Source organism: Streptomyces sp. NPDC001348 (assembly GCF_053597535.1).
Genome location: NZ_JBSFIK010000001.1, coordinates 254,168 through 281,023, shown reverse-complemented (window position 1 = coordinate 281,023; position 26,856 = coordinate 254,168). Strand labels below are relative to the sequence as shown.

At 72.1% G+C, this 26,856-nt stretch carries 25 protein-coding genes and 1 pseudogene; 5 read left to right on the top strand and 21 right to left on the bottom strand.

The window, feature by feature from the left end; genetic code table 11:
• Positions 1-38: 38 nt before the first annotated feature.
• A complete protein-coding gene (gene era, locus ACWC21_RS01285; RefSeq protein WP_450876825.1) occupies positions 39-992 on the bottom strand; it encodes a GTPase Era in 954 nt (317 codons plus the stop codon).
• A gap of 174 nt (positions 993-1,166) precedes the next feature.
• Here era and ACWC21_RS01280 point away from each other — a divergent pair, with 174 nt between their 5' ends.
• On the top strand, positions 1,167-2,483 hold the full coding sequence (locus tag ACWC21_RS01280) for an ammonium transporter (RefSeq protein WP_450876823.1): 1,317 nt from the start codon (positions 1,167-1,169) through the stop codon (positions 2,481-2,483).
• Positions 2,480-2,818: a P-II family nitrogen regulator gene (locus ACWC21_RS01275; RefSeq protein ID WP_450876821.1), complete on the top strand. Its 339-nt coding sequence runs from the start codon at positions 2,480-2,482 to the stop codon at positions 2,816-2,818. The genes ACWC21_RS01280 and ACWC21_RS01275 overlap by 4 nt, the downstream gene beginning before the upstream one ends.
• Here the strand turns inward: ACWC21_RS01275 and ACWC21_RS01270 are convergent.
• The 10 genes from ACWC21_RS01270 to ACWC21_RS01225 all read right to left on the bottom strand — a co-directional run bounded on the left by ACWC21_RS01270 (position 2,712) and on the right by ACWC21_RS01225 (position 12,655).
• Entirely contained in the window at positions 2,712-3,761 is a 1,050-nt protein-coding gene (locus ACWC21_RS01270; RefSeq protein ID WP_450876819.1) for a WxL protein peptidoglycan domain-containing protein, read from the bottom strand. The genes ACWC21_RS01275 and ACWC21_RS01270 overlap by 107 nt on opposite strands.
• Positions 3,762-3,859: 98 nt before the next feature.
• Complete coding sequence (locus ACWC21_RS01265) at positions 3,860-5,188, bottom strand: beta-xylosidase (protein WP_450876817.1); 1,329 nt, start codon at positions 5,186-5,188, stop codon at positions 3,860-3,862.
• A gap of 158 nt (positions 5,189-5,346) precedes the next feature.
• The gene (locus ACWC21_RS01260; RefSeq protein WP_450876815.1) at positions 5,347-5,823 is read right to left on the bottom strand and encodes a hypothetical protein; all 477 of its coding nucleotides are present in this window, start codon (positions 5,821-5,823) and stop codon (positions 5,347-5,349) included.
• 473 nt (positions 5,824-6,296) lie between these two features.
• Positions 6,297-6,650 carry a cytidine deaminase gene (locus ACWC21_RS01255; RefSeq protein WP_450876813.1) on the bottom strand — a complete coding sequence of 118 codons (354 nt, stop codon included), beginning with the start codon at positions 6,648-6,650 and terminating at the stop codon, positions 6,297-6,299.
• Positions 6,651-6,681: 31 nt separating this feature from the next.
• Complete coding sequence (locus tag ACWC21_RS01250; RefSeq protein ID WP_450876811.1) at positions 6,682-7,041, bottom strand: MmcQ/YjbR family DNA-binding protein; 360 nt, start codon at positions 7,039-7,041, stop codon at positions 6,682-6,684.
• The gene (locus tag ACWC21_RS01245) at positions 7,038-8,348 is read right to left on the bottom strand and encodes a hemolysin family protein (RefSeq protein ID WP_450876809.1); all 1,311 of its coding nucleotides are present in this window, start codon (positions 8,346-8,348) and stop codon (positions 7,038-7,040) included. Before ACWC21_RS01245 ends, ACWC21_RS01250 begins: the two co-directional genes overlap by 4 nt.
• A 9-nt stretch (positions 8,349-8,357) precedes the next feature.
• Positions 8,358-8,855 carry an rRNA maturation RNase YbeY gene (ybeY, locus tag ACWC21_RS01240; RefSeq protein WP_450876807.1) on the bottom strand — a complete coding sequence of 166 codons (498 nt, stop codon included), beginning with the start codon at positions 8,853-8,855 and terminating at the stop codon, positions 8,358-8,360.
• Positions 8,856-8,868: 13 nt separating this feature from the next.
• On the bottom strand, positions 8,869-9,927 hold the full coding sequence (locus ACWC21_RS01235) for a PhoH family protein (protein ID WP_450876805.1): 1,059 nt from the start codon (positions 9,925-9,927) through the stop codon (positions 8,869-8,871).
• Positions 9,928-10,071: 144 nt separating this feature from the next.
• Complete coding sequence (locus ACWC21_RS01230) at positions 10,072-11,214, bottom strand: carbohydrate kinase family protein (protein WP_450876803.1); 1,143 nt, start codon at positions 11,212-11,214, stop codon at positions 10,072-10,074.
• A gap of 145 nt (positions 11,215-11,359) precedes the next feature.
• On the bottom strand, positions 11,360-12,655 hold the full coding sequence (locus ACWC21_RS01225) for a glucarate dehydratase family protein (protein ID WP_450876801.1): 1,296 nt from the start codon (positions 12,653-12,655) through the stop codon (positions 11,360-11,362).
• A gap of 170 nt (positions 12,656-12,825) precedes the next feature.
• Here ACWC21_RS01225 and ACWC21_RS01220 point away from each other — a divergent pair, with 170 nt between their 5' ends.
• Together ACWC21_RS01220 and ACWC21_RS01215 are read left to right on the top strand one after the other, a co-directional pair.
• Positions 12,826-13,608: an IclR family transcriptional regulator gene (locus ACWC21_RS01220; RefSeq protein ID WP_450876799.1), complete on the top strand. Its 783-nt coding sequence runs from the start codon at positions 12,826-12,828 to the stop codon at positions 13,606-13,608.
• Positions 13,609-13,917: 309 nt separating this feature from the next.
• A complete protein-coding gene (locus tag ACWC21_RS01215; protein ID WP_450876798.1) occupies positions 13,918-15,162 on the top strand; it encodes an MFS transporter in 1,245 nt (414 codons plus the stop codon).
• 71 nt (positions 15,163-15,233) lie between these two features.
• Here ACWC21_RS01215 and ACWC21_RS01210 read toward each other — a convergent pair.
• From ACWC21_RS01210 to ACWC21_RS01185, 6 genes and pseudogenes are all read right to left on the bottom strand, one after another.
• Positions 15,234-15,638, bottom strand: a pseudogene (locus ACWC21_RS01210) (cytidine deaminase family protein); the annotation flags it as partial.
• Positions 15,639-15,808: 170 nt separating this feature from the next.
• A complete protein-coding gene (locus ACWC21_RS01205; protein WP_450876796.1) occupies positions 15,809-16,801 on the bottom strand; it encodes an adenosine deaminase in 993 nt (330 codons plus the stop codon).
• 20 nt (positions 16,802-16,821) lie between these two features.
• Positions 16,822-17,727 carry a ribonuclease Z gene (locus ACWC21_RS01200; RefSeq protein WP_450876794.1) on the bottom strand — a complete coding sequence of 302 codons (906 nt, stop codon included), beginning with the start codon at positions 17,725-17,727 and terminating at the stop codon, positions 16,822-16,824.
• A gap of 6 nt (positions 17,728-17,733) precedes the next feature.
• Positions 17,734-18,099 (bottom strand): histidine triad nucleotide-binding protein, encoded by a 366-nt coding sequence (locus ACWC21_RS01195; RefSeq protein WP_450876792.1) that lies wholly within the window; start codon positions 18,097-18,099, stop codon positions 17,734-17,736.
• A gap of 56 nt (positions 18,100-18,155) precedes the next feature.
• Positions 18,156-21,398: a S41 family peptidase gene (locus ACWC21_RS01190; RefSeq protein ID WP_450876790.1), complete on the bottom strand. Its 3,243-nt coding sequence runs from the start codon at positions 21,396-21,398 to the stop codon at positions 18,156-18,158.
• 48 nt (positions 21,399-21,446) lie between these two features.
• Positions 21,447-22,016: a hypothetical protein gene (locus tag ACWC21_RS01185; RefSeq protein WP_450876788.1), complete on the bottom strand. Its 570-nt coding sequence runs from the start codon at positions 22,014-22,016 to the stop codon at positions 21,447-21,449.
• 106 nt (positions 22,017-22,122) lie between these two features.
• On the opposite strand from ACWC21_RS01185, the gene ACWC21_RS01180 reads away from it, so the two are divergent.
• Entirely contained in the window at positions 22,123-22,515 is a 393-nt protein-coding gene (locus tag ACWC21_RS01180) for a hypothetical protein (protein ID WP_450876786.1), read from the top strand.
• On the opposite strand, the gene ACWC21_RS01175 is transcribed toward ACWC21_RS01180, so the two are convergent.
• From ACWC21_RS01175 to hrcA, 4 genes are all read right to left on the bottom strand, one after another.
• Entirely contained in the window at positions 22,487-23,236 is a 750-nt protein-coding gene (locus ACWC21_RS01175; RefSeq protein ID WP_450876784.1) for a 16S rRNA (uracil(1498)-N(3))-methyltransferase, read from the bottom strand. The genes ACWC21_RS01180 and ACWC21_RS01175 overlap by 29 nt on opposite strands.
• Positions 23,233-24,354, bottom strand: coding sequence for a nitronate monooxygenase (locus ACWC21_RS01170; RefSeq protein WP_450876782.1), 1,122 nt, complete (start codon positions 24,352-24,354; stop codon positions 23,233-23,235). Before ACWC21_RS01170 ends, ACWC21_RS01175 begins: the two co-directional genes overlap by 4 nt.
• A 186-nt stretch (positions 24,355-24,540) precedes the next feature.
• On the bottom strand, positions 24,541-25,677 hold the full coding sequence (dnaJ, locus tag ACWC21_RS01165) for a molecular chaperone DnaJ (RefSeq protein WP_450876780.1): 1,137 nt from the start codon (positions 25,675-25,677) through the stop codon (positions 24,541-24,543).
• A complete protein-coding gene (hrcA, locus tag ACWC21_RS01160; protein ID WP_450876778.1) occupies positions 25,678-26,694 on the bottom strand; it encodes a heat-inducible transcriptional repressor HrcA in 1,017 nt (338 codons plus the stop codon).
• Positions 26,695-26,856 lie beyond the last annotated feature (162 nt).

Genomic DNA, 26,856 nt, shown 5'->3' with positions numbered 1-26,856 from the left:
GCAGCCCCCAGCGGGGTGCAGGGAGGCAGCCCCTGGGGTCAGAAGCCCAGGCGGCGCAGCTGCTTCGGGTCGCGCTGCCAGTCCTTGGCCACCTTCACGTGGAGGTCGAGGAAGACCGGCGTGCCCAGGAGCGCCTCGATGTGCTTGCGGGACTTGATGCCGACCTCCTTGAGGCGCTTGCCCTTGGGGCCGATGATGATGCCCTTCTGGCTGGGCCGCTCGATGTAGACGTTGGCGTGGATGTCGAGGAGGGGCTTGTCCGCCGGACGGTCCTCGCGGGGCAGCATCTCCTCGACGACCACCGCGATGGAGTGCGGCAGCTCGTCGCGGACACCCTCCAGGGCGGCCTCGCGGATGAGTTCCGCGATCATGACCTGCTCGGGCTCGTCCGTGAGGTCGCCCTCGGGGTAGAGCGCCGGGCCCTCGGGGAGAAGCGGGACCAGGAGGTCCGCCAGCAGGTCCACCTGCTTCGCGCCCACCGCCGACACCGGGACGATCTCCGCCCACTCGATGCCCAGCTCCTTGCCCAGCTGGTCGATGGCGATCAGCTGCTCGGCGAGGGACTTGGAGTCGACCAGGTCGGTCTTGGTGACGACGGCGACCTTCGGGGTCTTCCGGATCCCGGCCAGCTCCTTGGCGATGAAGCGGTCGCCGGGGCCGATCTTCTCGTTCGCGGGAAGGCAGAAGCCGATCACGTCGACCTCGGCCCAGGTCGTGCGCACCACGTCGTTCAGCCGTTCGCCGAGCAGTGTGCGCGGCTTGTGGAGACCCGGGGTGTCCACCAGGATGAGCTGGGCGTCGGTCCGGTGCACGATGCCGCGTACCGTGTGCCGGGTGGTCTGCGGCTGGTTCGCGGTGATCGCCACCTTCTGCCCGACCAGAGCGTTCGTGAGGGTGGACTTGCCCGCGTTGGGGCGGCCCACGAAGCAGGCGAAGCCGGCGCGGTGGACGGTCTCGCCCGACTCTTCGGATGACTGGGTACGAACGCTCATGGCGTTCATTGTCCCTGATCCACAAGGCCCTGCCGTACCACCGCCCGCCCGGATCCGGGACCGTGAGCTTCATGAAACCCGCACGCAACGAAACGTCACGGAAACACACCTGTACGCAACCGGAAACGCACGCCGGTGACCCTCTGACGAGCCCCCGTACCGTTGGAGACACCCGTGACCCTCGCCGCAGCGCAAGCAGCGCACGTCGACACCGGCGACACCGCCTGGCTGCTCGCCGCCACCGCCCTCGTGCTGCTGATGACCCCGGGCCTCGCCCTCTTCTACGGCGGCATGGTCCGCACGAAGAGCGTCCTCAACATGCTGATGATGAGCTTCGTGTCGATCGCCCTGGTGACCGTGGTGTGGCTGGCGGGCGGCTACTCGCTCGCCTTCGGGGACGACATCGGCGGCGGGCTCGTCGGCGGGCTCGAGCACGCGGGGATGGCCGGGCTCGGCCCGGACAGCGTCCAAGGGACCGTCCCCACCCTGCTCTTCGCCACGTTCCAGCTCACCTTCGCGATCATCACGGCCGCCCTGATCAGCGGCGCGATCGCCGACCGGGCGAAGTTCTCCGCGTGGCTGGTCTTCGTTCCCGTGTGGGCGCTGCTCGTATACGTTCCCGTCACCCACTGGGTGTGGGGCCCCGGTGGCTGGATCGTGGACAAGCTCGGCGCCCTGGACTTCGCGGGCGGTCTGCCCGTCGAGATCACCTCGGGTGCGTCGGGTCTCGCCCTGTGCCTGGTGCTCGGCCCGCGGCTGGGCTTCAAGAAGGACGCGATGCGCCCGCACAACCTGCCCATGGTGGTGCTCGGCGCCGGCCTGCTCTGGTTCGGCTGGTTCGGCTTCAACGCGGGCTCCGCGCTCGGCGCCAACGGTCTCGCCGCCGCCGTGTTCCTCAACACCCTCGCCGCCGGCTGCACCGGCCTGCTGGGCTGGCTCTTCGTCGAGCAGAAGCGCGACGGCCACCCCACCACCCTGGGCGCCGCCTCGGGCGCCGTGGCCGGTCTGGTCGCCATCACCCCCTCCTGCGGCTCCGTGTCCCTGCTGGGCGCCCTGGTGGTCGGCCTCGCCGCCGGTGTCCTGTGCAGTTACGCCGTGGGCTGGAAGTTCCGGCTGAACTACGACGACTCCCTCGACGTCGTCGGTGTCCACCTGGTCGGCGGCATCGTCGGCACCCTTCTCATCGGCCTGTTCGCCGAGAAGGCGATGACCGGCGGTGCGGAGGGCGTGTTCTACGGCGGTGGCATCGGCCAGCTCGGCAAGCAGCTGCTCGCCGTCGTGGTCGTGGCCCTCTACGCCTTCGGGATGACGTACGGCGTCGGCAAGCTGCTCGACAGGACGATGGGCTTCCGGGCGGACGAGGAGCACGAGTACACCGGCCTGGACCTTACGGTGCACGCCGAGACGGCTTACGATCACGGGGTCCTGGGCCACGGCGCCCCGGTCTCCTCGTCCGTCCCCACCACCCAGAAGGTCGACACCGAGGCATGAAGCTCATCACCGCGATCGTCAAGCCGTACCGCCTCGACGAGGTCAAGACCGCCCTGCAGGAGCTCGGCGTGCACGGCCTGACCGTGACCGAGGCCAGCGGGTACGGCAGGCAGCGCGGCCACACCGAGGTGTACCGCGGCGCCGAGTACCGGGTCGACCTGGTGCCCAAGGTCCGTATCGAGGTCGTCGTCGAGGACGCCCTCATGGACGACGTGATCGACGCGATCGTCAGGGCCGCGCAGACGGGGAAGATCGGGGACGGGAAGGTGTGGGCCCTGCCCGTCGAGACGGTCGTACGGGTACGGACGGGCGAGCGCGGCCCCGACGCGCTCTGAGCAGGACTCCGGTCGCCACCCCGGCGACGAACACGATCACCGCCACCAACCAGGGCAGCGCGAAGAAGGAGGCGCTCGCCGACTCGTGGGTGCCCGTGGCCCTGGCGGTCACGGTGACGTCCCCCCAGTCGAGCTGGGGTGCGTCCCGCCAGGGTTCGGTGAGCCGGACCCGCTGTCCCGGCAGCAGCTCCGAGGGGATCTTCGTCAGGTCGCGGGTCAGCAGCGTGCGGCCGAACATGCCCGTCGCCCTCAGCTCCACCTTGGGGTCGAGGGTGACGTTGCCGGTGTTGCGCAGGGTGTAGGAGACGGTGGCGTTGCCGCCGCCGAGGCCGGGGACGAGCGGCTGGTGGTGGGCGATGCGGACGTTCTCGACGGCGACGGCGGGCAGGGTGGGGCCGCCCACCCGCAGGTAGACCCGGGCACCGACGGCCCGCTGCACGCCGAGCGCGAGGGAGCCGCCGCCCTGGGCGGCCCCCTTCTCGACGCGCTCGTCCAGCGCGACGATGGCGCCCGGGTGGTCGCCCGGTTCGGCACCGTCGGGGACGTGCAGGGTGAAGGGCACGGTGACCGTTCCGTGTCCGGGGACGGTGACCCGGGACTTCGCGGGCCTCGCCCAGGCCCCGACGCCACGCATCCGTTCCTTGAGGGTGCGCACGGCGAAACCGCCGTCGCGGGCGGTGTTGTAGGCGTCGGCCGCGTACAGCCGGAAGGTCAGCGGCCCCGCGGTCTTGTTGGCGAGGACCACCTTGTCGGTGACGGTCTGGCCGGGGTCGGCGGAGAGGTAGAAGTAGGGCCGGGCGGCGATGCGGGAGGAGACGGGGTAGACGGACCAGCTGCCGTTGTCGGCGGCGTGCGCCGGGCCCGCCCCCGCGGCCAGGAAGAGGCCGAGGAGCGGGCCCAGGAGCACACCTGGGCGCAGGAGGAGGGCGTACGGCTTGCGCATGGGTGCGGACCCCCGCGGCGTTGGGTCGGGTCGGCGGTCGGGCGGGTGCGGTCCCGGTGCGGTGGGGCGCCCGGCCGCCGGCTGGATGACACGGACGTTCAGGTGAGCGTGAGGGTGAGGACGCCGGAGTACGCGCCCGGGGGCGTGAACTTCGGCACGTTCAGGGAGAGTCCGGCGTCGACGGTGAACTCGCCACCGGTGAGCGTGCCGTTCGGGGTCGACGCCAGGGTCGCTCCGGAACTGCCCACCGTGCCCGCCGAACCGGCCTTGCAGGTGCTGGGGCTGCCCGCCTTGGTCGCGCATGCGGGGGTCCAGCTGAGCTTCCCGGCGCCGATCTTGCCGCCGGGGCCGGTGAAGTCGGTGACCTTGCCGGTCAGGGACCAGCCCGCGGGCCCGCCGCGGTAGTCCTTGACGGTCACCTTGTTGAGGGAGCCGGTCGACGCCCCGCCCTTGCCGAAGTCGACCGCCGACAGCCTGACGGCGTTCCCGGCCTGGGACATGGACAGCGTCCCCGCCTTCACGGTCGTCGTCAGCTTCTGGCTGTCCGCCGGTACGGGCGTGGTGTCGTTCACGGCGTAGGCCGCGGGCTGGGAGCCCTTGTCCGTGCTCCAGGAGGCACCCTCGTACGCGACGATCCCGGTCGTCGCCTTGTCGTTGACGACGAGCGAGCCGCTGAAGGAGCCGTCGGTGCCGGCGGTCGCGGTCGCGGTGTCCCCGGTCTGCTTGTCCCCGGCGCGGCCGGCCAGTGTGACGGTCGCGCCCGGAGTGAATCCGCTGCCCTTGACGGTGACGCTGTCACCGGGGTTCCCGGAGGCCGAACCCAGGGTGATGGCACGGTTGTTGACCGGGGTCGAGTCCGTCGCGGTGACGGTCTCGGAGACCGGCGCGGGCGGGTTGGTCACCGTGCACGGGGTGTCCAGCTCCATGATGTAGCTGGTGTGGATGTTGTAGTCGCCGGGCGAGAGCTTGATCGCGCCGGGCTTGGTGACCTTGAAGGTTCCGGTCATGGAGAACGACGGGAAGGCGCCCTTCCCGGGCACCGGGTCGTTCTTCTTCGGTCCCGCCACCGTCACGTCCCCGGTCTGCGCGCCGCTGAGGGTGACCTTGCCGGTCGGGGTCATGATGTCGGCCGGCAGGGCCAGTTCGGTGGGGTTGCTGGCGGCCGGGGTGACCACCGTGTACGTCACGCCGACCGTGTCGCCGACCTTGGGGCTGGTGTTGTCCACCGATATGTTCGCGGTGGTGGTGCCGTCGATCGGCGGGAGGCCGGCGATGGCGGGCGGGATGCAGTGCGTCGCGTAGTCCACGTTGGTGCCCGCCGCGCCGGCCGGGCAGGCCAGCGCCCCGCCCGCGGTGACCGCGACCACGGTCACCGCGAGCAGCGACGCCCAGCGGCGCCGGCGCGGTCTTCGGAGTGTCGGACCCATGCTTGCCCCCTCCTGAGGGATGCGGGCGCAGCGGCTCGTCTGCGCCGACAGGGGGCCATTGATGTGGAGGCAGCATGAGAAGTCAATGCAGATGCCGCAGAAAGCTGACGAACAATCAGTTTCTGCGGCATCCGGAGCAGATCACTCAGTGCGGCCCCTCAGTCGAACACGAACGGGCCGGGCGACTGGTTGGCGGTCGAGGTGCAGGTGACGTTGATCCCGAAGATGGTCATCACCAGCGAGCCGCCGTGGAACTCCAGGCTGTCGCCGGAGGCCACGGTGCCGCTGAGCGGGCCGACCGTCACGGGATCCCCGGCGGCCATGGCCGGGTTCTTCTTCCCGCTGAAGACGGTGGTGCCGCCGCTCGCCTTCACCATGGTGAGCTTGGACGTGATGGAGTCCTTCGCCAGCGCGAGCGGGGTCTTGATGGCGCTGGACGAGAGGGTGATGGTGGCCGAGGTGCCGTCCTGCGTGGCGGTGAGCGTGGCCGCCCCGCCGCCGAACAGTCCGCAGGTGGCGTTGATCGTCGCCGTCGTCGGAGTGACGGCGGCCGCGGAGGGCGCGAAGGCGAGTCCGGTGGCCGCGAGGGCCCCGACCAGTACTGCCGCACCCGTGGTTGTGCGCTTGCCTCTCATGGGGATGGGCTCCCTTCCCGGTGTCTGGGAATGCGCATCGACGGCCGTCTGCTTTGACAGGTGGGTGCGGTCAGCTGCGCGGCTCGAATCTGACGGCCCGTCGGGAGTTGACGTCTTCATTGATGCGCCGGAAACAAGCGCTTGCAAGGTTGAATTCCGGCCTATTCACTTCTCCACACCGGTGGGTGCCCAGGGGGTGTCTTGTGGATCAGCCCGGCACACACCGACGGCGCCTTCCAGCCGACCCGAGCGGGGGCGATGGGGGTGCCCCCCGCGCGAGGGTGTTCGAGCGTGGGGGGAGCGTGCAGCTGCAAGGCGGAGGAGGGCGTCGACGCGATGGAGGTCCCCCCGCTCGAGCGAAGTCGAGAGTGGGGGAGCGCGTGCCAGACCCCGCGCCCCCGGGATGATCCACAAGACACCCCCTAGGGGCGCGGGCCCCCTGGCGGGGCCGAAGGGGCGGAGCCTCTGGGACCTCAGCCCGCGGAGACGGTCAGCCGGACGACGCCGTCGGGCGCGGCCACCAGCACCGGTGTCGCGGCCCCGCCGAGATCCCGCACGGCGGCCAGGTCCTCCGCCGGCACCCCCTCCGCCTCCGTCACGACCGCCGCCGCCTCCAGGGACTTCGCCCCGGAGGCCACCGCCATGGCGACAGCCGTCCGCAGCGCACTGAGCTGGAGGGATTCAAGGCCCACGGTCCCGGCGACGTACGTACGGCCCGTCTCGTCCCGTACGGCCGCCCCCTCCGGCACACCGTTGCGGGCCCGCGCGGAACGGGCCAGGGTGACGATCTTGCGGTCCTCGGGGTCAAGCGCGCTGCTGTCGGTCATGCCCCGAGCATACGAAGAACCCGCGCGGGACTCAGGACCGGTCCAGGCGGAGCCGCTCGGCGTGCGGAAGCCCGGCGACGACCAGGTCGTAGGAGTCCTCGATGAGCTCCCTGACCAGGCGGTCCGGAAGCCCGCCGTCCACCGTGACGGTGTTCCAGTGCCGTTTGTTCATGTGGTAGCCGGGGGTGATCAGGCCCTCGTGCTCGCCGCGCAGCCGGACCGCGTCCTCCGGGTCGCACTTGAGGTTGACCTTGAGCGGCCGGCCGTCCATCCAGCTCAGCGCGAACATCTTGCCCAGCACCTTGAACACCGAGATGTCCGGGTTGAACGGGAAGTCCTCCACCGCCGCGTTGAACGACAGGCAGAAGGCACGCAGTTCCTCGGGGGTCACTCCGGTGTCGCCTCTTCCTCCTCGGGCAGGCCGGCCGGGGCCACCGGCTCCACCAGCACCGTCACGATCTTGTTCCGCCGTCCGGCCGCGGCCTCCGCCGTCAGGCGCAGCTTCCGGCCGTCCGGCAGCTCCACCTCGGCGGAGGCGCCGGCGATGGGCACCCGGCCGAGCGCCTTGGCGAGCAGGCCGCCGACGGTCTCCACGTCCTCGTCGTCGTACTCCTCCAGCCCGTACAGCTCGCCGAGGTCGGTGATGTCGAGGCGGGCGGTGACCCGGTGGCGGGCGTCGCCCAGGTCCTCGACGGGCGGGAGTTCGCGGTCGTACTCGTCGGTGATCTCGCCGACGATCTCCTCGAGGATGTCCTCGATGGTGACGATGCCCGCGGTGCCGCCGTACTCGTCGATGGCGACGGCGACGTGGTTGCGCTGCTTCTGCATCTCGCGCAGCAGGTCGCCGGCGTTCTTGGTGTCGGGTACGAAGAACGCGGGCCGCATCGCCGTGGACACCAGGTCGTTCTCGGCGTCGCGGCTGATGTGCGTCTTGCGCACCAGGTCCTTCAGGTACACGATCCCGACGATGTCGTCCTCGCTCTCGCCGGTGACCGGGATGCGCGAGAAACCGGACCTGAGGGCCAGGGTGAGGGCCTGGCGGATGGTCTTGTAGCGCTCGATGACGACCAGGTCGGTGCGGGGGACCATGACCTCGCGGACGAGGGTGTCGCCGAGCTCGAAGACGGAGTGCACCATGCGGCGCTCCTCGTCCTCGATCAGGGACTCCTGCTCGGCCAGGTCGACCAGCGCGCGCAGCTCGGCCTCGGAGGCGAAGGGGCCCCGGCGGAAGCCCTTGCCGGGGGTGAGCGCGTTGCCGATGAGGATCAGCAGGTTCGGGATCGGGCCCATGATCCGGGCCAGTGGCAGCAGGACGTACGCCGAGGCGGTCGCCGTGTTCAGCGGGTGCTGGCGGCCGATGGTGCGCGGGGAGACGCCGACGGCGACGTACGACACCAGGACCATGACGCCGATGGCGGCGAGCAGGGCCTGGGCGGTGCCGTGGATCTCCTGCAGACAGGCGTACGTGACGAGGGCCGCGGCGGCCATCTCGCAGACGACGCGGACCAGCAGGGCGACGTTGAGGTAGCGGGTGGGATCGGCGGCGATCTGGGCGAGCTTGGCGCTGCCGCGCCGCCCGGACTTCACCGCTTCCTCCGCCCGGAAGCTGGAGACCCGGGCCAGGCCCGCCTCCGCGCAGGCGGCGAGCCAGGCCACGACGACCAGGGCGATCGCGCCGAGAACGATCTGGGGACTCATCGGCCGCGCTTACGAGACGGTCGGTGCCGGGGACGGCCCGGTCATGCCCCGCTCGGCACGCCAGCCGTCCACGATGGCCGCCTGGAGCCCGAACATCTCGGCCTTCTCGTCGGGCTCCTCGTGGTCGTACCCGAGCAGGTGCAGCACACCGTGGACGGTGAGCAGCTGCAGTTCCTCGTCCATGGAGTGCTGTGTCGGCGCCTCGGCGCCCTGCTTGGCGGCGACCTCCGGGCACAGCACGATGTCGCCGAGGAGCCCCTGCGGGGGCTCCTCGTCGTCCTTGCCCGGCGGCCGGAGCTCGTCCATCGGGAAGGACATGACATCGGTCGGGCCGGGCAGGTCCATCCACTGGATGTGCAGCTGCTCCATGGCGCCGGCGTCCACGACGATCACCGAGAGTTCGGAGAGCGGGTGGATGCGCATCCGTGCGAGCGCGTAGCGGGCGATGTCGAGGATCGCCTGCTCGTCGACCTCGGTTCCGGACTCGTTGTTGACGTCGATCGACATGGTGCTGGCGTGTCTACTTCCGTTTGGTGCGGCCGCCCTTGGGGCTGCCGTTCTCCGTACCGTTCTGGCTGTCGTACTGCTCGTACGCGTCGACGATACGGCCCACCAGCTTGTGCCGTACGACATCGTGGGACGACAGCCGGGAGAAGTGGACGTCCTCGACGCCCTCCAGGATCTCCTGCACCTGCCTGAGGCCGCTCTTCGTGCCGTTCGGCAGGTCGACCTGGGTCACGTCACCCGTGATCACGATCTTCGAGTCGAAGCCGAGGCGGGTGAGGAACATCTTCATCTGCTCGGGGCTCGTGTTCTGGGCCTCGTCCAGGATGATGAAGGCGTCGTTGAGCGTACGGCCGCGCATGTAGGCGAGCGGCGCGACCTCGATGGTCCCGGCGGCCATCAGCCTGGGGATGGAGTCCGGGTCGATCATGTCGTGCAGCGCGTCGTAGAGCGGGCGCAGGTAGGGGTCGATCTTCTCGTAGAGCGTGCCGGGCAGGAAGCCGAGCCGCTCACCGGCCTCGACCGCGGGGCGGGTCAGGATGATGCGGTTGACCTGCTTGGACTGCAGGGCCTGCACCGCCTTGGCCATGGCCAGGTAGGTCTTGCCGGTGCCGGCGGGGCCGATGCCGAAGACGATGGTGTGCTTGTCGATGGCGTCGACGTACCGCTTCTGGTTCAGCGTCTTGGGGCGGATCGTGCGGCCGCGCGAGGACAGGATGTTCTGCGTCAGTACCTGCGCCGGGGTCTCCTGCCCGTCGTTCGTCCCGGCGTCGCTCGCCTTCAGCATGGCGATCGAGCGTTCCACTGCGTCCTCCGTCATCGGCTGCCCGGTGCGGAGCACGAGCATCATCTCGTCGAACACGCGCTGGATGAGGGCGACGTCCGCCGGGTCGCCGACCGCGCAGATCTCATTGCCCCGGACGTGGATGTCGGCCGCCGGGAAGGCCGTCTCGATCACGCGCAGCAGGGAGTCGCCGGACCCCAGCACGGTGACCATGGGGTGCTGGGCGGGGACGGTGATCTGTGCCTTCGCCTGCTCCTGCGCGCGGGTGTGAGCTGTGGGTGTCTGAGTCATGGGCCGGCGCTTAAGGCCTGCGGTTCCTCCTCGTCACGGCCGCGTAGCTGAGGGCGGCCTCGCGCTATCAAGAGTACGACGGGGGGATGACAACGCCGTAGGGCTTTTCGTACAAGCGGGTGTCCCGGGGGGAATCGCCTGCCGTCACGCGGACCGGCCGAACCCGATCGTCGGCACCGCCCTGCGCCGGGGCCACGTGGTGAGCGGCTCGTCGGGGACCAGGCCGGCCAGGAACGCGTACCGGCGCAGGGCCGCGGGGTCCTGGCCGTCCACCGACTGGACCCGGCGCCACCACGCGCCGATCTCCGCCCAGCCGGGGGCCGACAGGGAGCCGCCGAACTCCTGGACGGACAGCGCGGCGGTCAGGCCCGCGAAGGCGAGGCGGTCTGCGAGGGGCCAGCCGGCCAGGGTGCCGGTGACGAAACCGGCGACGAAGACGTCACCGGCGCCGGTGGGGTCGAGGGCCTCGACGGCGATCGCGGGGACCTCGGCGCTCTCGCCGGTGCGCCGGTCCACCGCGTAGGCGCCCTCGGAGCCGAGGGTGACCACCGCCAGCGGTACGTGCTCGGTGAGGGCGCGGGCCGCGGCGCGCGGGCAGTCGGCGCCCGTGTAGCGCATGGCCTCCTCGGCGTTGGGCAGGAACGCCTCGCAGTGCTCCAGGTCGGCAAGGCCGGTCAGCTCCCAGGCCCCGGTGTCGTCCCAGCCCACGTCGGCGAAGATCCGGGTGCCCTCGCTCGCCGCCTGCGCGATCCAGGGCGCCCGCTTGCCCGGGGTCAGCGAGGCCACGGCCGCCCGCGCGCGGGGCGGGCAGTCCGGGGCGGGCTCCTCGGGGGGCGGTTCGTGGCCGTGGGAGACCATCGTGCGCTCGCCCTCGTAGGCCATGGAGACGGTGACCGGCGAGTGCCAGCCGGGGACGGTGCGGGAGGGGGAGAGGTCGATTCCCTCGCCCTGTTCGAGCGCGTCCCAGCAGTACTCGCCGTAGTGGTCGTCGCCGAAGGCCGCCCCGAGGGAGGTCCTGAGGCCCAGGCGGGCCAGTGCGGTGGCCATGTTGGCGACGCCGCCGGGGCTCGACCCCATCCCCCGCGCCCAGGACTCGGTGCCGCGTACCGGGGCGGAGTCGAGCCCGGTGAAGACGATGTCCAGGAAGACCGTGCCGGTGAGGTAGACGTCCCAGGGCGGATCGGTCGGTGTGCGCGTGGCGGCGAGGGGGTCGACGTGGGCGTGGGCGTGCGGGGGCTCCCCGAGGTGCTCCCGTTCCTCTCCGGCGAACGTGTTGGACGCGGTCACGATGGCGCTCCCTGACGTGGTGCGGGTCTGGCCAGTGTGCACCACATACCCGACGGCCGGCCGCCACGCGCCCCTGGCCCCGGTCACCTGGTCCGGTCGCGTGCCCCGGCCGCCGGTCCCGTCGCGGGCGGGGGAAGGGGAGGTCTCACCAGCGGGGAACGGCCGGGGTGACCCAGTCCGGCTCGGCGACGCGCATGGCCGCCGCGTCGTCGCGCTCGCGCAGCGCACCGTCGTCGTCGAGCCAGCGCCGGTGCAGGAACGCCAGCCTGTCGCGGTCGAGTTCGACGCCGAGACCGGGGGCGTCGGAAACGGTGACCTTGCCGCCGTCGAACGTCAGCCGCTCGGTGAGCACGTCCTCCGACTGCCACGGGTAGTGCGAGTCGCAGGCGTGGTGGAGGTTCGGGACGGTGGCCGCGACATGGGTCATCGCGGCCAGGCTGATCCCGAGGTGGGTGTTGGAGTGCATGGACACCCCGACGCCGAAGGTGCGGCAGAGGGCGGCGAGCTGCTGGGTGTTGCGCAGACCGCCCCAGTAGTGGTGGTCGGACAGGACGACCTGGACGGCGTCCTTGGTGAAGGCCTCCTTGATCTCGGCGAAGGTCGTCACGCACATGTTGGTGGCCAGGGGCACGTCGGTCCCGGCGGACACCTCGGCCATGGCGGGTGTGCCGAGGGCCGGGTCCTCCAGGTACTCGAGGACGTCCCCGAGCTCCTTCGCCACCTTCAGCGAGGTCTCCACGGACCAGGCGCCGTTGGGGTCCAGGCGCAGCGGGTGCCCGGGGAACGCCTCGGCCAGTGCCCGTACGGCCGCGATCTCCTCGTCCGGCGGGAAGACGCCGCCCTTGAGCTTGAAGGAGGTGAACCCGTAGCGCTCCTTGAACTTGCGGGCCTGTTCGACGACCCCGGCCGGGTCGAGCGCGGCGCCCCAGTCGTCCTTCTCCGCCCTGACTCCCTCCGGGTGGTCGGCCCACTTGTAGAACAGGTAGGCGCTGTACTCGACCGCGTCCCGCACCTTGCCGCCGAGCAGCGCGTGCACGGGCAGGCCGAGGGCCTTGCCCAGGGCGTCGAGGCAGGCGACCTCGAAGCCGGAGACGACGGACAGCCGCAGCTTGTCGGCGGTCTGCACGCCGCGCAGCCCGCCGACGTCGACCTGGCCGGAGACCCGGGAGGCGTCCACGGACACCTGGTCCGCGAGGGCGAACAGGCCGTTGAGATCGCCCACCTGCCGGCCGACCAGGGTGTCGGCGAACGGACGGGCGAGCTCCAGGTACTTGGTGTCGCCGTACGTCTCGCCGACGCCCGTGATCCCGTCGGCCGTCACGACCTCCACGATGAGCCGGGGGGTGTACGGCTGGTGCACGCCCTGCGTGTTGAGCAGGGGCGGGTCGGCGACCAGGATCGGGGTCAGGCGTACTTCGGCGACGGTCAGGTCACGGGTCACGGGGCGGCTCCTACGAGGTCGGGTCCGGTGGTCGGCGGGGTCCTGGGATCGGCAGCCGTCTCCACATGTAGCCATCTCCACATGTAGACGTCATCCACGTATGAAGATGAAGATTAGGTAGGCGAACTACGGTCGTCAATGGCCCGGACCGCTCCCACTACCATCGGCACATGTCCGAGACAGGGGGCGTCCGCGAGGTGAAGTCCGCGGCGCGGACGGTGGAGCTGCTGGAACTGCTCGCCGCACGCGGCGACCGCCCGGCACGACTGCAGGAGCTGGCGGACGAACTCGGCGTGCCGCGCAGCTCGATGTACGCGCTGCTCCAGACCCTCATCGGCAGGGGCTGGGTACGCACCGACGTCACCGGGTCCCTGTACGGCATCGGCATCCACGCACTGCTCACCGGCACCGGCTACCTGGACTCCGACCCGCGCGTCCGCGCCGCCCGCCCCTACCTCGACGAGGCGTCCGAGGCGCTCGGCGAGACCATCCACCTCGGGCGGCTGGACGGCCTGGACGTGGCATACCTGGCGACCCGGGAGTCCCACGCATACCTGCGGACCATCAGCCGGGTGGGACGGCGGCTGCCCGCCCATGCCGGCGCGCTCGGCAAGGCGCTGCTCGCCGAACGCCCGGACTCCGCACTGCCCGACGGCCCCTACGAGGCACTGACCCCCAACACCCGTACCAGCAGGGAGTCACTGGGCGCCGATCTCGCCCGGACCCGCGGGCGCGGCTACGCGGTCGACCGCGAGGAGGGCGTCCTCGGCATCGCCGGCTTCGGCTTCGCCCTGCGCTACGACTCCCCCGCCCAGGACGCGGTCAGCTGTTCGGTACCGGTGGCCCGGCTGACGCCCGGGCGCGAGGAGCGGATCGTGTCGGTCATGCGGGAGATCAGGGCGAAGATCGAGGCGGCTTCGCCCGCGGCGGGCGGGGCGGTGCGCTGGCGTTGACGCGCCTTGGGCAGGCACCCGGCGTTGGTGCGGGCCTCGCTGGTGGCCGCCGCCCCCAGGCCCCCGCTTCGGCCTGAACGGCCTCGTCCTCAATCGCCGGACGGGCCGAATCATGCGCGCCGGGGACGTCAGGAGCGGCCTTTTTTACCCGGACAGGATCACGGCAAACACAATGTGATCCACATCATGCCTCCCGCGCTTTTTCCGCAACCGCTTGCTTGATACAACTGGCTCGCGCGTTCCTGTCCGTCGACGGCCTGCGCCAATCCCCCTTCTGAGCCGCTCCTTTCGCATGCCCTGGGAACGCCCGTGTCCTCCCCCCGCACCACGCCCTGGCCCCTCGTCGCCCTTTTCACGGCCGGGTACCTCGCCCCGTACCTCCTGCCCACCACCGTCGGCAGGCTCGACTCGGGGCTTCCTCTCTCCGCCACCCAGGCCGGGGCCATCGGCAGCGCGCTGCTGCTGAGTTCGGCGACGGCGGGTTTCCTGCTGGCCTCCCGGGTCGAGCGGATCGGGGCACGCGCCCTCGCCCGCATCGGGCTCCTGCTGGCCGTCCTCGGCTACGGCGGGGCCGCGCTCACCGGTGCGGTACCGGCCGTGGTCGCGGGCGCGGTGCTCGGCGGGTTCGGCTCCGGTACGGTCACCGCGGTCGCCGCCGTGGGCATCGCCGCCCAGAGGGATCCGCACCGGGTCACCACCCTCGGTCTGCTCGGTGTCTCCGCCCTCGCGGGCGTCGTCTACCTGACGGTTCCGCACCTCGGACCGGGCCACGGGCAGCCACTGGCCGCGATCGCGCTCACCGCGCTCGCGGTGTCGCCGCTCACCGGCCGGCTGTCCGCCCGTACCGCCGCCACCCGTGACCGTGTCGAGCGGGGCCGCCTCCCCCACCCGCGCTCCGGTCTGGTCCTCGCCGCCGCGATGCCCTGCTGGTCGCTGGCCCAGAACGCCCTGTGGGGCGTCAGCGGGCGGATCGGCCTGTCCCAGGCGCACCTGACCGAGGTGACCGTCGGCGCGGTGTTCGCGATCGCGCTCGGCGCCGGACTGCTGGGCGTCGTCGGGGCGGGCGCGCTGGGGCCGCGGCTCGGCCGGGCGCTGCCGATCGGGGCGGGTACGGGTCTGATCGCGGCCTGCATCACGCTCAGTGCGTCCGCGCGGGACCTGTCGACCTTCGCGGCGGGCGAGATCGCCTGGAACCTGCTCTACCCGGTCGTGCTGTCGTACCTGATCGGCCTCGCCGCCTCCCTCGACCCGCGGGGCCGCTGGGCGGTCCTGGTGGGCTCCGCCGGCTCGCTGGGCACGGCGGCGGGCCCGCTGGCCGGCAGCCTGCTGTCCGCGCACGCCGGCTTCCCGGCCATGGGCACGGCGCTCGCCGTCGGCCTGCTGGTGATCGCGTTCCCGATGACCGCGGTGGCCCTCCGCACGACCGGGCACCCGGTGCCGGTCGCCGAGACGGTCGAGGTGGTCGAGATCCCGGTGGACAGCCCGGCCGCCGCCGCCCGCCAGGCCTACGACACCGCGTCACCGGACTCGTTCGCCGCCGCTTCCACCCCCTGAGAGGTGTCGGGCACGGGTTCGGCCTGTTCACGCGCGGCGGCGGCAGCCCGTGCCGAGGCGGTCTGCTCGGGGTCGAGCCGGTGGTCGGCCCAGACGTAGCTCTCGGGCAGCAGGTCGGCGATGAGGACGGTCCGGACACGCTCGCCATCGCCGACGATGACCTCGAGCGTGGGGAAGTAGTCGAGGAGGACCTGCCGGCACCGGCCGCATGGCGGGACGACCCCCCGGTCGCGGTCGCCCACGGCGACGATCGTGTCCAGCTCGTAGGCGCCCTGGGCGGCCGCCGCGCCGACGAGGACCAGTTCGGCGCAGGGGCCCCCGGTGAAGTGGTAGGCGTTCACCGCGGTGATGATCCGGCCGTCATGGGCCCGGGCTGCGGCTGCCATCGTGTGGTTGTCGCCCCGGCAGCGAGTGCGGGCGACGTGCGCCGCGGCCCGGATGAGTTCGTGGTCGACGGAACGGGTCTGCTTGGTCATCTTCTCTGCCTTCGTCAGGTGTCAGGCGATGCCGACCCATGTGACGGGGGCGCCCGAACGAATATCGGCGCCGTTCCCCGGCGGGAGCGCGGCCTGCCCGGCGCTCGAGGACGCTCACGCCGGTGCGGGGGGTCACGGTCCCCCCGCACCTGTTCCTTCCGGCACGGCGCTCAGCCGAACTCGTACGCCTCGACCTCCGCGAGGTAACGGGCCCGGAGTTCCTCGTCGTCCTCCAGGAAGGAGGCGAGGAAGGAGTTCCGGGCCAGTTCGCGCAGGCGGTCGTCGGTCAGGCCCAGCGTCTCGCGGACGGCGTGGAAGTTGTCGCCGGCGTAGCCGCCGAAGTAGGCCGGGTCGTCGGAGTTGACCGTGCAGAGGAGGCCCGCGTCGAGCATCGCGGGCAGCGGGTGGTCGGCGAGGGCGTCGACGGCGCGGAGGCGCACGTTGGACAGCGGGCACAGGGTCAGCGGGATCCGGTCCCGGACCAGACGGGCGACCAGTGCCTCGTCCTCCACGCAGCGCAGACCGTGGTCGACGCGCTCGACGCCGAGCACGTCCAGCGCCTCGGTGATGTACTCCGGCGGCCCCTCCTCACCGGCGTGCGCCACCCGGCGCAGTCCGAGCGCGGCGGCGGCCTCGTACACCTCGCGGAACTTGACCGGCGGGTGCCCGACCTCGGCGGAGTCGAGACCGACGCCGGTGATCCGGTCGAGGTACGGCTTCGCGGCGTCCAAGGTCGCCAGGGCCGACTCGGCGGACTCGTCCCGCAGGAAGCACATGATCAGGCGGGTGGAGACGCCGTGGTTCTCCTGGCTCCGCCCCAGCGCACGCCACAGCCCCTCCACGACCGTCCCCATGCCGACGCCTCGGGAGATGTGCGCCTGCGGGTCGAAGAAGATCTCCGCGTGCCGCACGCCCTGGGCGGCGGCGCGGGCGAGGTAGGCGTCGGCCAGGTCGGCGAAGTCCTGCTCGGTGCGCAGGACGGCCATGAGCTCGTAGTACAGGTTCAGGAAGGACTGCAGGTCCTCGAACCGGTACGCCTTGCGCAACTCGCCGGTGTCCGCGTACGGAAGCGTCACACCGTTGCGCTCGGCGAGCCGGAACGCGAGCTCCGGTTCGAGGGTGCCTTCGATGTGGAGGTGCAGTTCTGCTTTGGGGAGGGACATCAAAGCATCGTACGGCCGTTTTATCGCCGTTTCGGAACCGGCACTCTCTGCAGGTCGTGCGCCACGGTCAGCTCGCCCTCGAACCCCGCCGCCCGCGCCTGCCGCTCGAACTCCTCCGGGTCGGCATAGCGCTGGCTGAAGTGGGTGAGGACCAGGTGGCGCACTCCGCCGTCCCGGGCCACCCGTGCCGCCTGACCGGCCGTCAGATGACCGTGCTCCGCGGCGAGGTGCGCGTCCTCGTCGAGGAAGGTGGACTCGATGACCAGCATGTCGCAGCCCTCGGCGAGCGCGTGCACACCGTCGCACAGCCGGGTGTCCATGACGAACGCGAACCGCTGCCCGCGCCGCACCTCGCTGACGTCCTCGAGGGCGACACCGTTGACCGCCCCCTCGCGCTGGAGGCGGCCCACGTCCGGCCCCCCGATGCCGTGCGCGGCGAGCCGCTCGGGCAGCATGCGGCGCCCGTCGGGCTCGATCAGCCGGTAGCCGAAGGACTCCACCGGGTGGGACAGCCTGCGGGCCTGCAGGGTGTACGAGGCGGTGACCGCGAGGTCCCCGTCGGCGTCGACCGGCGCCTCGGTGAGGTCGACCGTCTCCCGGTACGCCGTCGCGTGGCGCAGCCGGTCGAAGAAGCGCTGCCCGGAGCGCGGGTAGTGGGCGGTGACCGGGTGCGGGACCTGGTCCAGGTTGATGCGCTGGATCACCCCGGCGAGCCCCAGCGAGTGGTCACCGTGGAAGTGCGTGACGCAGATCCGGTTCAGGTCGTGCGCGGCGACCCCGGCGCGCAGCATCTGCCGCTGCGTGCCCTCGCCGGGGTCGAACAGGATGCCCTCGCCGTCCCAGCGCAGCAGGTAGCCGTTGTGGTTGCGGTGCCGGGTCGGGACCTGGCTGGCGGTACCGAGGACGACCAACTCGCGTACGGACATGGCTGCTTATCCGGGGGGCCACTGCAGGCCGCGGCCACCGAGGAGGTGGGCGTGCGCGTGCCAGACGGTCTGGCCGGCGCCGGTGCCGGTGTTGAAGACGATGCGGTAGCTCTCCAGCTTCTCGTCGTCGGCGACCGCCTGGGTCTCGGCCAGGACGTCCGCCGCGAGCTGCGGGGCACCGGCGGCGAGCGCCGCGGCGTCCCGGTAGTGCGCCTTGGGGATCACCAGGACATGGGTGGGCGCCTGCGGGTTGATGTCGCGGAAGGCGACGGTCGTCTCGGTCTCACGGACGATCGTCGCCGGTACCTGCCCCGCGACGATCTTGCAGAACAGGCAGTCGTCCTGCGGCGCGCCGCCTTCTTGCCCTGCCATGCGTGTGCCTCCTCAGCCGGTGATCCGGTACGGGGGCATCGTATCCACCCCGGGTGTCAGTCCAGACTCGGCAACGACGGCGGGGTCTTCGCCGGGTTGTCCTCGAGTGCGGCCAGCGCCGTCCGTACCGCCTCGTCCAGTTGGGGGTCCCTGCCCGCCGCCCAGTCCTGCGGGCTCTGCACCACCTCCACGTCCGGGTCGACGCCGTAGTTCTCCACGCCCCATCCGTAACCCTCCAGCCAGGAGGCGTACTTGGGCTGGGTGATCAGCGTGCCGTCGACCAGGTGGTAGCGGCTGTCGATGCCGATGACGCCGCCCCAGGTGCGGGTGCCGACGACCGGCCCGATCCCCAGGGCCTTGATCGCCGCGTTGACGATGTCGCCGTCGGAGCCGGAGAACTCGTTGGCGACCACGACGACCGGCCCGCGGGGCGCGTCCCTGGGGTAGCTGTACGGCCTGAGGCCGCGCGGCAGGACCCAGCCGACGATCCGCCGGGCCAGCTTCTCGACGACCAGTTGGGAGGTGTGGCCGCCGCGGTTCTCCCGGACGTCGACGACGAGTCCCTCGCGGGCCACCTCCACCCGCAGGTCGCGGTGGATCTGGGCCCAGCCGGGGGCCTGCATGTCGGGCACGTGGAGGTAGCCGAGCCGGCCGCCGGAGAGCTCGTGGACGTGTGCGCGCCGGTCGGCGACCCAGGCGTGGTAGCGCAGCGGTTCCTCGTCGGCGAGGGGCACCACCACCGCGTGCCGCGGCTCGCCGCCGCCCGCCGGTGAGACGGTCAGCTCGACGGCCTTGCCGGCCGTACCGACGAGCAGGGGGCCGGGGCCGGTCACCGGGTCGACGGGGTGGCCGCCGACCGCGACGATCGCGTCCCCGGCACGCACCGCGACGCCGGGCGCGGCGAGCGGGGCCCGGGCGTCCGGGTCGGAGGTCTCCGCGGGCAGGATGCGGTCGATGCGCCAACTGCCGTCCTCGTGCCGGGAGATGTCCGCGCCGAGCAGCCCCTGGCGGGCGCCGCCGCCGTACGCGCCGCCGTACGGCGTGACGTACGCGTGCGAGGTACCGAGTTCGCCGTGCACCTCCCAGAGCAGGTCGACGAGGTCGTCGTGGGTGGCGACGCGTTCCAGCACCGGGCGGTAGCGGTCCAGGACCCCGTCCCAGTCCGTGCCGCCCAGGTCCGGCCGCCAGAAGTGGTCGCGCATGATGCGGCCGGTCTCGTCGAACATCTGCCGCCACTCGGCCGCCGGGTCGACGGTCTGCCGCACCCGCGTGAGGTCGACGGTGACGGACGTGTCGCCGTCGTCGTCGGTGGAGGCACGCCGGTCGCTGGGGACGACCCGGAGCCGGCCGTCGGTCCACAGCAGGACCCGTTTGCCGTCGCCGCTGACCTCGAAGTGGTCGGCGTCGGCGGCGAGGTGCTCGATGCGCTGCTGGGCGAGGTCGTACCGCTCCAGCTCGGTCTTCGGATCGGGGTCGTCGGGGGTGGCCCGGGAGACACCGAGGACGCCGCGCACCGGGTGCCGCAGCCACAGCACCCCGTCCTTCGCGGCCCGCAGGTTGGAGTAGCGGGCGGCCTCCACCGGGAACGGCACTATGCGGTCGGCGAGCCCCTCCAGGTCGATCCGGGTGGTCGGGGTGCCCTCGCTGTCCGGGGTCTCGTCCTTGTCGGGCGCGTCGAAGGGACGGCCGTGCCGCTGCGGGCCGAAGGGCGAGGGGGTGGTGGCGGCGAGGGTGATCAGGTGCGGGCGGGCGCCGACCACGAAGGCCAGGTCGAAGACGTGCTCGTCGTAGACCGGGTCGAAGGAACGGGTGGAGAGGAAGGCGAGGTGCTTGCCGTCGAGGGTGAAGGCGGGCGCGTAGTCCTGGAAGCGCAGCGGGGTCGCCTCGGTGACCGACAGGTCGGTGGTGTGGGCGAGCCGCAACTGGCACAGGGGGCGCGGGCCGGGGTGGGACCAGGCGAGCCAGGCCGAGTCGGGTGAGAAGGCCAGCCCGGAGACGTCGCCGTCCTCGCTGCGGTCGACCTCGCGGACCTCGCCGGTCTCCCGCTCGACGAGCAGCAGCCGTCCGTCGTGCGCGGCGACGGCGGCCCGGCTGCCGTCGGGGGCCATGGCCAGCTCCAGGACCCGGCCCAGCTGTCCGGCGGCGATGCGCCGGGGGGTGGCGCCGGGTACGACTCCGGTGGCCGGGGCGAACTCCAGGGCGTCCTCGCCCTCGGCGTCGGTCACCCACACCACCCAGTCCTCGCCCTCGGCGCGGAACGCGCGGGGCAGCCGGGCCCGGACGCCCGGCTGCGCGGCGAGCGCGCGGGCCGGGCCGGAGCGGTGGGTGACCCAGTGGACGCCGCCGCGCACCTCGACGGCGCTGCCGCGCGCGGTGTGGTCCGGGGCGGCGGAGTCGAACCAGCGGCCGGCGTTCACCGGATACGGCTGGAGGTCGACGCGCGGCCCGCCGAGCCGGATGTCGAGCCTGCGCGGTTCGGCGTCGTCCAGGTCGTCCAGCACCCACAGTTCACCGGCGGCGGCGTAGACGACGCGGGTACCGTCGCCCGATGCGTGCCGGGCGTAGAAGCCTCCGAGGGGGGTGTGCCGGCGCAGGTCGGAGCCGTCGGCCAGGGAGGAGTACAGCGCCCCGGTGCCCTCGTGGTCGGACAGGAAGGCGATGCGCTCCCCCGCCCACACCGGGTACTCGATGTTCCCGTCGAGCTCCTCGTGCAGCCGTACGAACTCGCCGGCCCTTTCTACACCTTCGGCCGCACGGTCGATCCACAACTTGCCCGCGGTGCCGCCCCGGTAGCGCTTCCACCAGGCGGCCTCGCGTCCCATCGGCGCGGACAGCAGCACCGTGGCCGGGCCGTACGCCACGGCCCCGACCGGCCCGTACGGCAGGGTGGTGGCGGGCCCGCCGTCGAGCGGGACCGCGTGCGCCCAGCTGCGGCGCAGGCTGGCCTGGCCCTGGGTGCTGAGCGCCAGGACCTGCCCGTCGGGGGTCCAGCCGCGCACCTGGGTGCGCCAACTCCCCCAGTGGGTCAGCCGCTTGGCCGGGCCGCCGGAGACGGGGGCGATGTGCACCTCGGGGGCGCCGTCGCGGGTGGAGGTCCACGCGAGCGTCGTGCCGTCCGGGGAGATACGGGGATGGGTCACGGGTACGTTGTCCGCGCTCACCCGCCAGGCCCGCCCGCCGTCGAGCGGCGCGAGCCACACGTCGTCCTCGGCGGTGAAGGCGACCAACTCGCCCTGCAGGTGCGGGAATCGGAGGTATGACGGGGTTGCCGGTGTCGTGGTGGATGCGCCCTTGGTCACCCGATCACCCTACGCAGCCCACGGCGTCCACGGGGGCCGGTTCCCCGATCACTTGCCCTCGACCGGCCAGCAGGTGGGGTCGCCCTTGCACCAGATGGTCCTGGTGACCGTGACCGTGACGGTGGGTCCGGGCTGCTGCCCTCCCGGCGGCCGGTGGGTGGCGGGCGGGATGTACGTCGGTCCCGGCTTGGCGTCGCAGTCGCCCAGCCCGTCGACGTGGAACCACTGCCTGCCGCCGACCTTCGCGGTGAGGTCACCGCGCACGCACGCGCCGTCCACGGCCTTGGTGACCCTGCCGGTGACGGTGATCTTCCGTCCGTCGTTCGTCTGCCCCCGGCAGTCGACGGTGACGACGGTGGTCTCGCTCGGCGACGGCGATGTCGCCGCGGTGCGGCCCTTGCTCCCGTAGCCGCCCGTGCAGGTGAGCCAGCGCACGTTGACGTGCTGCCGCTCCAGTTCCGCGGTCGCCGTCCTGTCCGTGGTGTACGCGACCGACGCCGAACTCAGATCACCCGGTTCACACGCCACGACCGCGCCCACGGCCGCCACCGCGAGTCCCGCCACGGCCACCGCCCGCTTCCGGCGGGGCCGGTGCGACAAGTGCCTCGATACCCCCATACAGGGCAGCGTGCCACCGCTGCGGGCGGGGCGGTAGGGCACATACGGCCACTCGGGTGTTCGAGCGTCTCACCATCGAGTGCCTCTCGGGCCCTACGCTGACCGGATGCGCAGCGAACGCCGGGTCAGACGGCTCGTGGACGGCGAGGGGACGGTCCACCGGTGGTCCGTGCGGCACCGGCACGCGGCCGGCGCGGGCTGCCAGGAGGTGCTCACGTTGTACCGGGAGGGTGTCCGGACGCGGATCGTCTTCCGGTCGGGCGCCGGCCGGCTCGTGCCCGACGGGCTGCTGCACTCCGGATGTGTGGGCGACGGCGGCGAAGAGCTGCTGAACCTCCACCGGCCGGGTGTCGTCCGGGCGTTCGTCGACGAGGCACGGGAGCGCGGGCTGCTCACCGGCTCCGGGGAGGTGGACGGCTGGGAGCTCTTCCCGGCGGTCGTCGTCAGATGCGCGCGGGCCTCCTCCGCGCTCAGGACCAGCGGCCGGTCCGGCCCATGAGCAGGGACACGGCCGCGGTGCCGGCGGTCGATGAGCGCAGTACGGTGCGCCCGAGCCGGTACGCCTTCGCGCCGGCGGCCGCGAAGAGCTCCAACTCCTCGGGGGCGACGCCTCCTTCGGGACCCACGACCAGCACGATGTCGCCCTGGGCGGGGAGTGCGGCGGTGGCCAGGGCCTCGCTGGGGTAGTCGCGGTCCTCGTGCAGGACGGCGGCGAAGTCCGCTTTGGCGAGAAGCTGGGCAACCTGCTTGCTCGTCGCCGCGTCCGCGACGACCGGGAATCGGACCCGGCGGGACTGCTTGCCCGCCTCACGGGCGGTGCTCCGCCACTTGCCGAGCGCCTTCAGGCCGCGGTCGCCCTTCCACTGGGTGATGCACCGGGCGGCCTGCCAGGGCACGATCGCGTCGACGCCGGCCTCGGTCATGGTCTCGACGGCCAGTTCACCCCGGTCGCCCTTGGGCAGGGCCTGGACGACGGTGATGCGCGGCTGTTCCAGGGGTTCCTCCACGACCGGCACCAGGCCCGTGACGACCAGGCGGTCCTTGCCCTCGGCGGCCTTCACCACGCCCTCGGCCCAGTGCCCTCGGCCGTCCGTGAGCACGACGTCCTCGCCGGGACGCAGCCGCTTCACGGAGACCGCGTGCCGGCCCTCGGGCCCGTCGAGCACGAACTCGGGTCCGACTGCGTCGAGTCGCTCGACGACGAACACCGGAGCCGTCATCGCAGCCCACCCCCGGCGGACAAGGCCGTGCGGGCCTCCTCCAGCTCCGCCGCGAGCACCTCCACCAGTTGCCCGGCCGGCAGGTCCCGTGCCATCCGGTGTCCCTGCCCCGCCCACAGCGCCATGCCCTGCGGGTCACCGGCCTTGGCGGCGGCCTTGCGCAGCGGCGCGGTCAGGTGGTGGATCTCCGGGTAGGCGGCGGGCGCGTAGGGGCCGTGTTCGCGCACGAAGCGGTTGACCAGGCCGCGGGCCGGGCGGCCGGAGAAGGCGCGGGTCAGTTCGGTACGGGCGTACAGCGGGTCGGTCAGCGCCCGCTTGTGCAGGGCGTTCGCACCGGACTCGGGGGTGGCGAGGAACGCGGTGCCCAGCTGGGCCGCGCTCGCGCCCGCCGCCATGACCGCCGCGATCTGGCTGCCGCGCATGATGCCTCCGGCGGCGACGATCGGGATGTCCACGGTCTCACGGACCTGGGCGATCAGCGAGAGGAGGCCGGTGCCGCTGCCGTCCGCCTCCGGGACGTCCCGGTGGGTGCCCTGGTGGCCGCCGGCCTCCATGCCCTGCGCGATGACCGCGTCGGCACCGGCCCGCTCCACCGCGAGGGCCTCCTCCGCGGTGGTCGCGGTGACCAGGGTGAGGGTTCCGGCACGGCGCAGGGAGTCGAGCACGTCCCGGCTCGGGACGCCGAAGTGGAAGGACACCACCGGCACCGGGTTGTCCAGGAGCACGGCGAGCTTCGCCTCGTAGCCGTCGTCCCGGCCGCTGTCCGGGTCGCCGAGCTCGGTCTCGTACCAGGCGGCCTCGCCGGCCAGCTGGTGGGCGTACATCTCGAGGGCGCCGGCAGCAGGGGGCGCGGCGTAAGCCGCTCCAGTGGAGCCGGTGCTTGCACCGGGATACTCCGGCTGCGGCATGAAGACGTTCACGCCGAAGGGGCCGCCGGTCAGGCTCCGCAGCTGCTTGATCTCCTGGTACACCCCGTCGGCGGTCTTGTACCCGGCGGCGAGGAAACCGAGCCCGCCGGCCTCGGACACGGCGGCGGCGAGCTGGGGTACGGAGACACCGCCCGCCATGGGGGCCTGCACGATCGGGTGAGGGAAGAGATCGGTCAGTGCGGAGGACATGGAGCGCATGTTGTCACGTCCTCCGAACAAGTCCGAAACCGGGCTTCCCCTGGCATACGCCAGGGGAAGATCTCGGTGCTGGCCAGGGAAAATCAGCCCGTCTGGGGGTGCCCCCTCTGGGGGAGTTCGAGGACGAGGCCGTTCAGGCCGAAGCCGGGGTCTGGGGGCGGCAGCCCCCAGCCACGGTCACCGCCCGTTGAACGCGTCCTTCAACCGCGAGAACAACCCCTGCTGCCCCGGCTGGAACTGCCCCTGGGGGCGTTCCTCGCCGCGCAGCTTGGCCAGCTCGCGCAGCAGCCGCTCCTGCTCGGGGTCGAGCTTGGTCGGGGTCTGGACCTCGACGTGGACGATGAGGTCTCCGCGGCCGCCGCCGCGCAGGTGGGTGACGCCCCGGTTGTGCAGCGGGATCGACTGGCCGGACTGGGTGCCCGGGCGGATGTCGACCTCCTCCATGCCGTCCAGCGTCTCCAGCGGCACCTTGGTGCCGAGGCACGCCGCGGTCATCGGGATGGTGACCGTGCAGTGCAGGTCGTCGCCGCGCCGCTGGAAGGTGGAGTGCGGCAGCTCGTGGATCTCCACGTACAGGTCACCGGCGGGACCGCCGCCGGGGCCGACCTCGCCCTCGCCCGCGAGCTGGATCCGGGTGCCGTTGTCGACACCGGCCGGGATCTTCACCGTCAGGGTGCGGCGCGAGCGGACCCGGCCGTCACCGGCGCACTCGGGGCACGGGGTCGGCACGACGGTGCCGAAGCCCTGGCACTGCGGGCAGGGCCGCGAGGTCATGACCTGGCCCAGGAAGGACCGGGTGACCTGGGAGACCTCACCGCGGCCGCGGCACATGTCACAGGTCTGGGCGGTCGTGCCCGGGGCGGCGCCCTCACCGTTGCAGGTGTTGCAGACGACCGCCGTGTCGACCTGGATGTCCTTGGTCGTGCCGAAGGCCGCCTCGTCCAGCTCGACCTCGATCCGGATCATCGCGTCCTGGCCGCGCCGGGTGCGCGAGCGCGGGCCGCGCTGGGACGCCGTACCGAAGAACGCGTCCATGATGTCGGAGAAGTTGCCGAACCCACCGGCCCCGAAGCCGCCCGCGCCGGCGCCGCCGGCCTGCGAGAGCGGGTCGCCGCCGAGGTCGTAGACCTGCTTCTTCTGCGGGTCCGACAGCACCTCGTAAGCGGCGTTGATCTCCTTGAACCGCTCCTGGGTCTTCGGATCCGGGTTGACGTCCGGGTGCAGCTCGCGCGCGAGCCGCCGGAAGGCCTTCTTGATCTCTTCCTGCGACGCGTCGCGGCGCACGCCGAGGACGGCGTAGTAGTCCGTGGCCACCTACGACTCCGCCAGGATCTGTCCGACGTACCGTGCCACCGCTCGTACCGCTCCCATCGTTCCCGGGTAATCCATGCGGGTCGGTCCGACCACGCCGAGCTTGGCGACTGCCTCGCCGCCCGAACCGTAACCGACCGACACCACGGACGTGGAGTTGAGTCCCTCATGGGCGTTCTCGTGGCCGATGCGCACGGTCACGCCCGAATCCTTCGCCTCGCCGAGGAGCTTGAGCAGGACGACCTGCTCCTCCAGAGCCTCGAGCACCGGCCGGATGGTGAGGGGAAAGTCATGTCCGAAGCGGGTGAGATTGGCGGTACCGCCGATCATCAGCCGCTCCTCGTTCTCCTCGACCAGCGTCTCCAGCAGAGTGGAGAGCACCGTCGAGACCGTACCGCGGTCCTCCGCGTCGAATCCCTCGGGGAGGTCTTCGACCAGCCGCGGCACGTCGGTGAACCGGCGGCCCGCCACCCGGCTGTTGAGCCGCGCGCGCAGGTCCGCCAGTGAAGTCTCCCCGAAGGGCGCCGGGCAGTCGACCATCCGCTGCTCGACCCGGCCGGTGTCCGTGATCAGCACGAGCATCAGGCGCGCCGGGGCGAGCGAGAGCAGCTCCACGTGCCGCACGGTCGAACGGGTCAGCGAGGGGTACTGCACAACCGCGACCTGCCGGGTCAGCTGCGCGAGCAGCCGCACCGTGCGGGCCACGACGTCGTCGAGGTCGACGGCGCCGTCGAGGAAGTTCTGGATCGCCCGCCGCTCGGGGGCGGTCATCGGCTTGACGCCCGCGAGCTTGTCGACGAAGAGCCGGTAACCCTTGTCGGTGGGGATGCGCCCCGCGCTGGTGTGCGGCTGCGCGATGTACCCCTCGTCCTCCAGGGCCGCCATGTCGTTGCGCACGGTGGCCGGGGAGACCCCGAGGCTGTGCCGCTCGGTGAGCGCCTTGGAGCCGACGGGCTCCTCGGTGCCGACGTAGTCCTGGACGATGGCGCGCAGCACCTGAAGTCTGCGTTCACTCAGCATCCGCGCACACCTCCAGAAAAGCGTCCCCTGCGGCCTTCGGGCCCTTTGTCTGGCACTCTGCGCTCGCGAGTGCCAGCATCCCGGCCCAGTGTACGGCCGTGGGGTACACCCCGGGCAAGGCCGGTCCGCGCCGCCGTGCCCGCGTACGGTCGTCCCCGTTAG

Bases quoted from the DNA above. Each gene is read 5' to 3' on its own strand.
- era (WP_450876825.1), bottom strand. From the start codon at position 992: ATGAGCGTTCGTACCCAGTCATCCGAAGAGTCGGGCGAGACCGTCCAC.
- ACWC21_RS01275 (WP_450876821.1), top strand. From the start codon at position 2,480: ATGAAGCTCATCACCGCGATCGTCAAGCCGTACCGCCTCGACGAGGTC.
- ACWC21_RS01270 (WP_450876819.1), bottom strand. From the start codon at position 3,761: ATGCGCAAGCCGTACGCCCTCCTCCTGCGCCCAGGTGTGCTCCTGGGC.
- ACWC21_RS01265 (WP_450876817.1), bottom strand. From the start codon at position 5,188: ATGGGTCCGACACTCCGAAGACCGCGCCGGCGCCGCTGGGCGTCGCTG.
- ACWC21_RS01260 (WP_450876815.1), bottom strand. From the start codon at position 5,823: ATGAGAGGCAAGCGCACAACCACGGGTGCGGCAGTACTGGTCGGGGCC.
- ACWC21_RS01255 (WP_450876813.1), bottom strand. From the start codon at position 6,650: ATGACCGACAGCAGCGCGCTTGACCCCGAGGACCGCAAGATCGTCACC.
- ACWC21_RS01245 (WP_450876809.1), bottom strand. From the start codon at position 8,348: ATGAGTCCCCAGATCGTTCTCGGCGCGATCGCCCTGGTCGTCGTGGCC.
- ybeY (WP_450876807.1), bottom strand. From the start codon at position 8,855: ATGTCGATCGACGTCAACAACGAGTCCGGAACCGAGGTCGACGAGCAG.
- ACWC21_RS01235 (WP_450876805.1), bottom strand. From the start codon at position 9,927: ATGACTCAGACACCCACAGCTCACACCCGCGCGCAGGAGCAGGCGAAG.
- ACWC21_RS01220 (WP_450876799.1), top strand. From the start codon at position 12,826: ATGTCCGAGACAGGGGGCGTCCGCGAGGTGAAGTCCGCGGCGCGGACG.
- ACWC21_RS01205 (WP_450876796.1), bottom strand. From the start codon at position 16,801: ATGTCCCTCCCCAAAGCAGAACTGCACCTCCACATCGAAGGCACCCTC.
- ACWC21_RS01200 (WP_450876794.1), bottom strand. From the start codon at position 17,727: ATGTCCGTACGCGAGTTGGTCGTCCTCGGTACCGCCAGCCAGGTCCCG.
- ACWC21_RS01195 (WP_450876792.1), bottom strand. From the start codon at position 18,099: ATGGCAGGGCAAGAAGGCGGCGCGCCGCAGGACGACTGCCTGTTCTGC.
- ACWC21_RS01185 (WP_450876788.1), bottom strand. From the start codon at position 22,016: ATGGGGGTATCGAGGCACTTGTCGCACCGGCCCCGCCGGAAGCGGGCG.
- ACWC21_RS01180 (WP_450876786.1), top strand. From the start codon at position 22,123: ATGCGCAGCGAACGCCGGGTCAGACGGCTCGTGGACGGCGAGGGGACG.
- ACWC21_RS01175 (WP_450876784.1), bottom strand. From the start codon at position 23,236: ATGACGGCTCCGGTGTTCGTCGTCGAGCGACTCGACGCAGTCGGACCC.
- ACWC21_RS01170 (WP_450876782.1), bottom strand. From the start codon at position 24,354: ATGTCCTCCGCACTGACCGATCTCTTCCCTCACCCGATCGTGCAGGCC.
- hrcA (WP_450876778.1), bottom strand. From the start codon at position 26,694: ATGCTGAGTGAACGCAGACTTCAGGTGCTGCGCGCCATCGTCCAGGAC.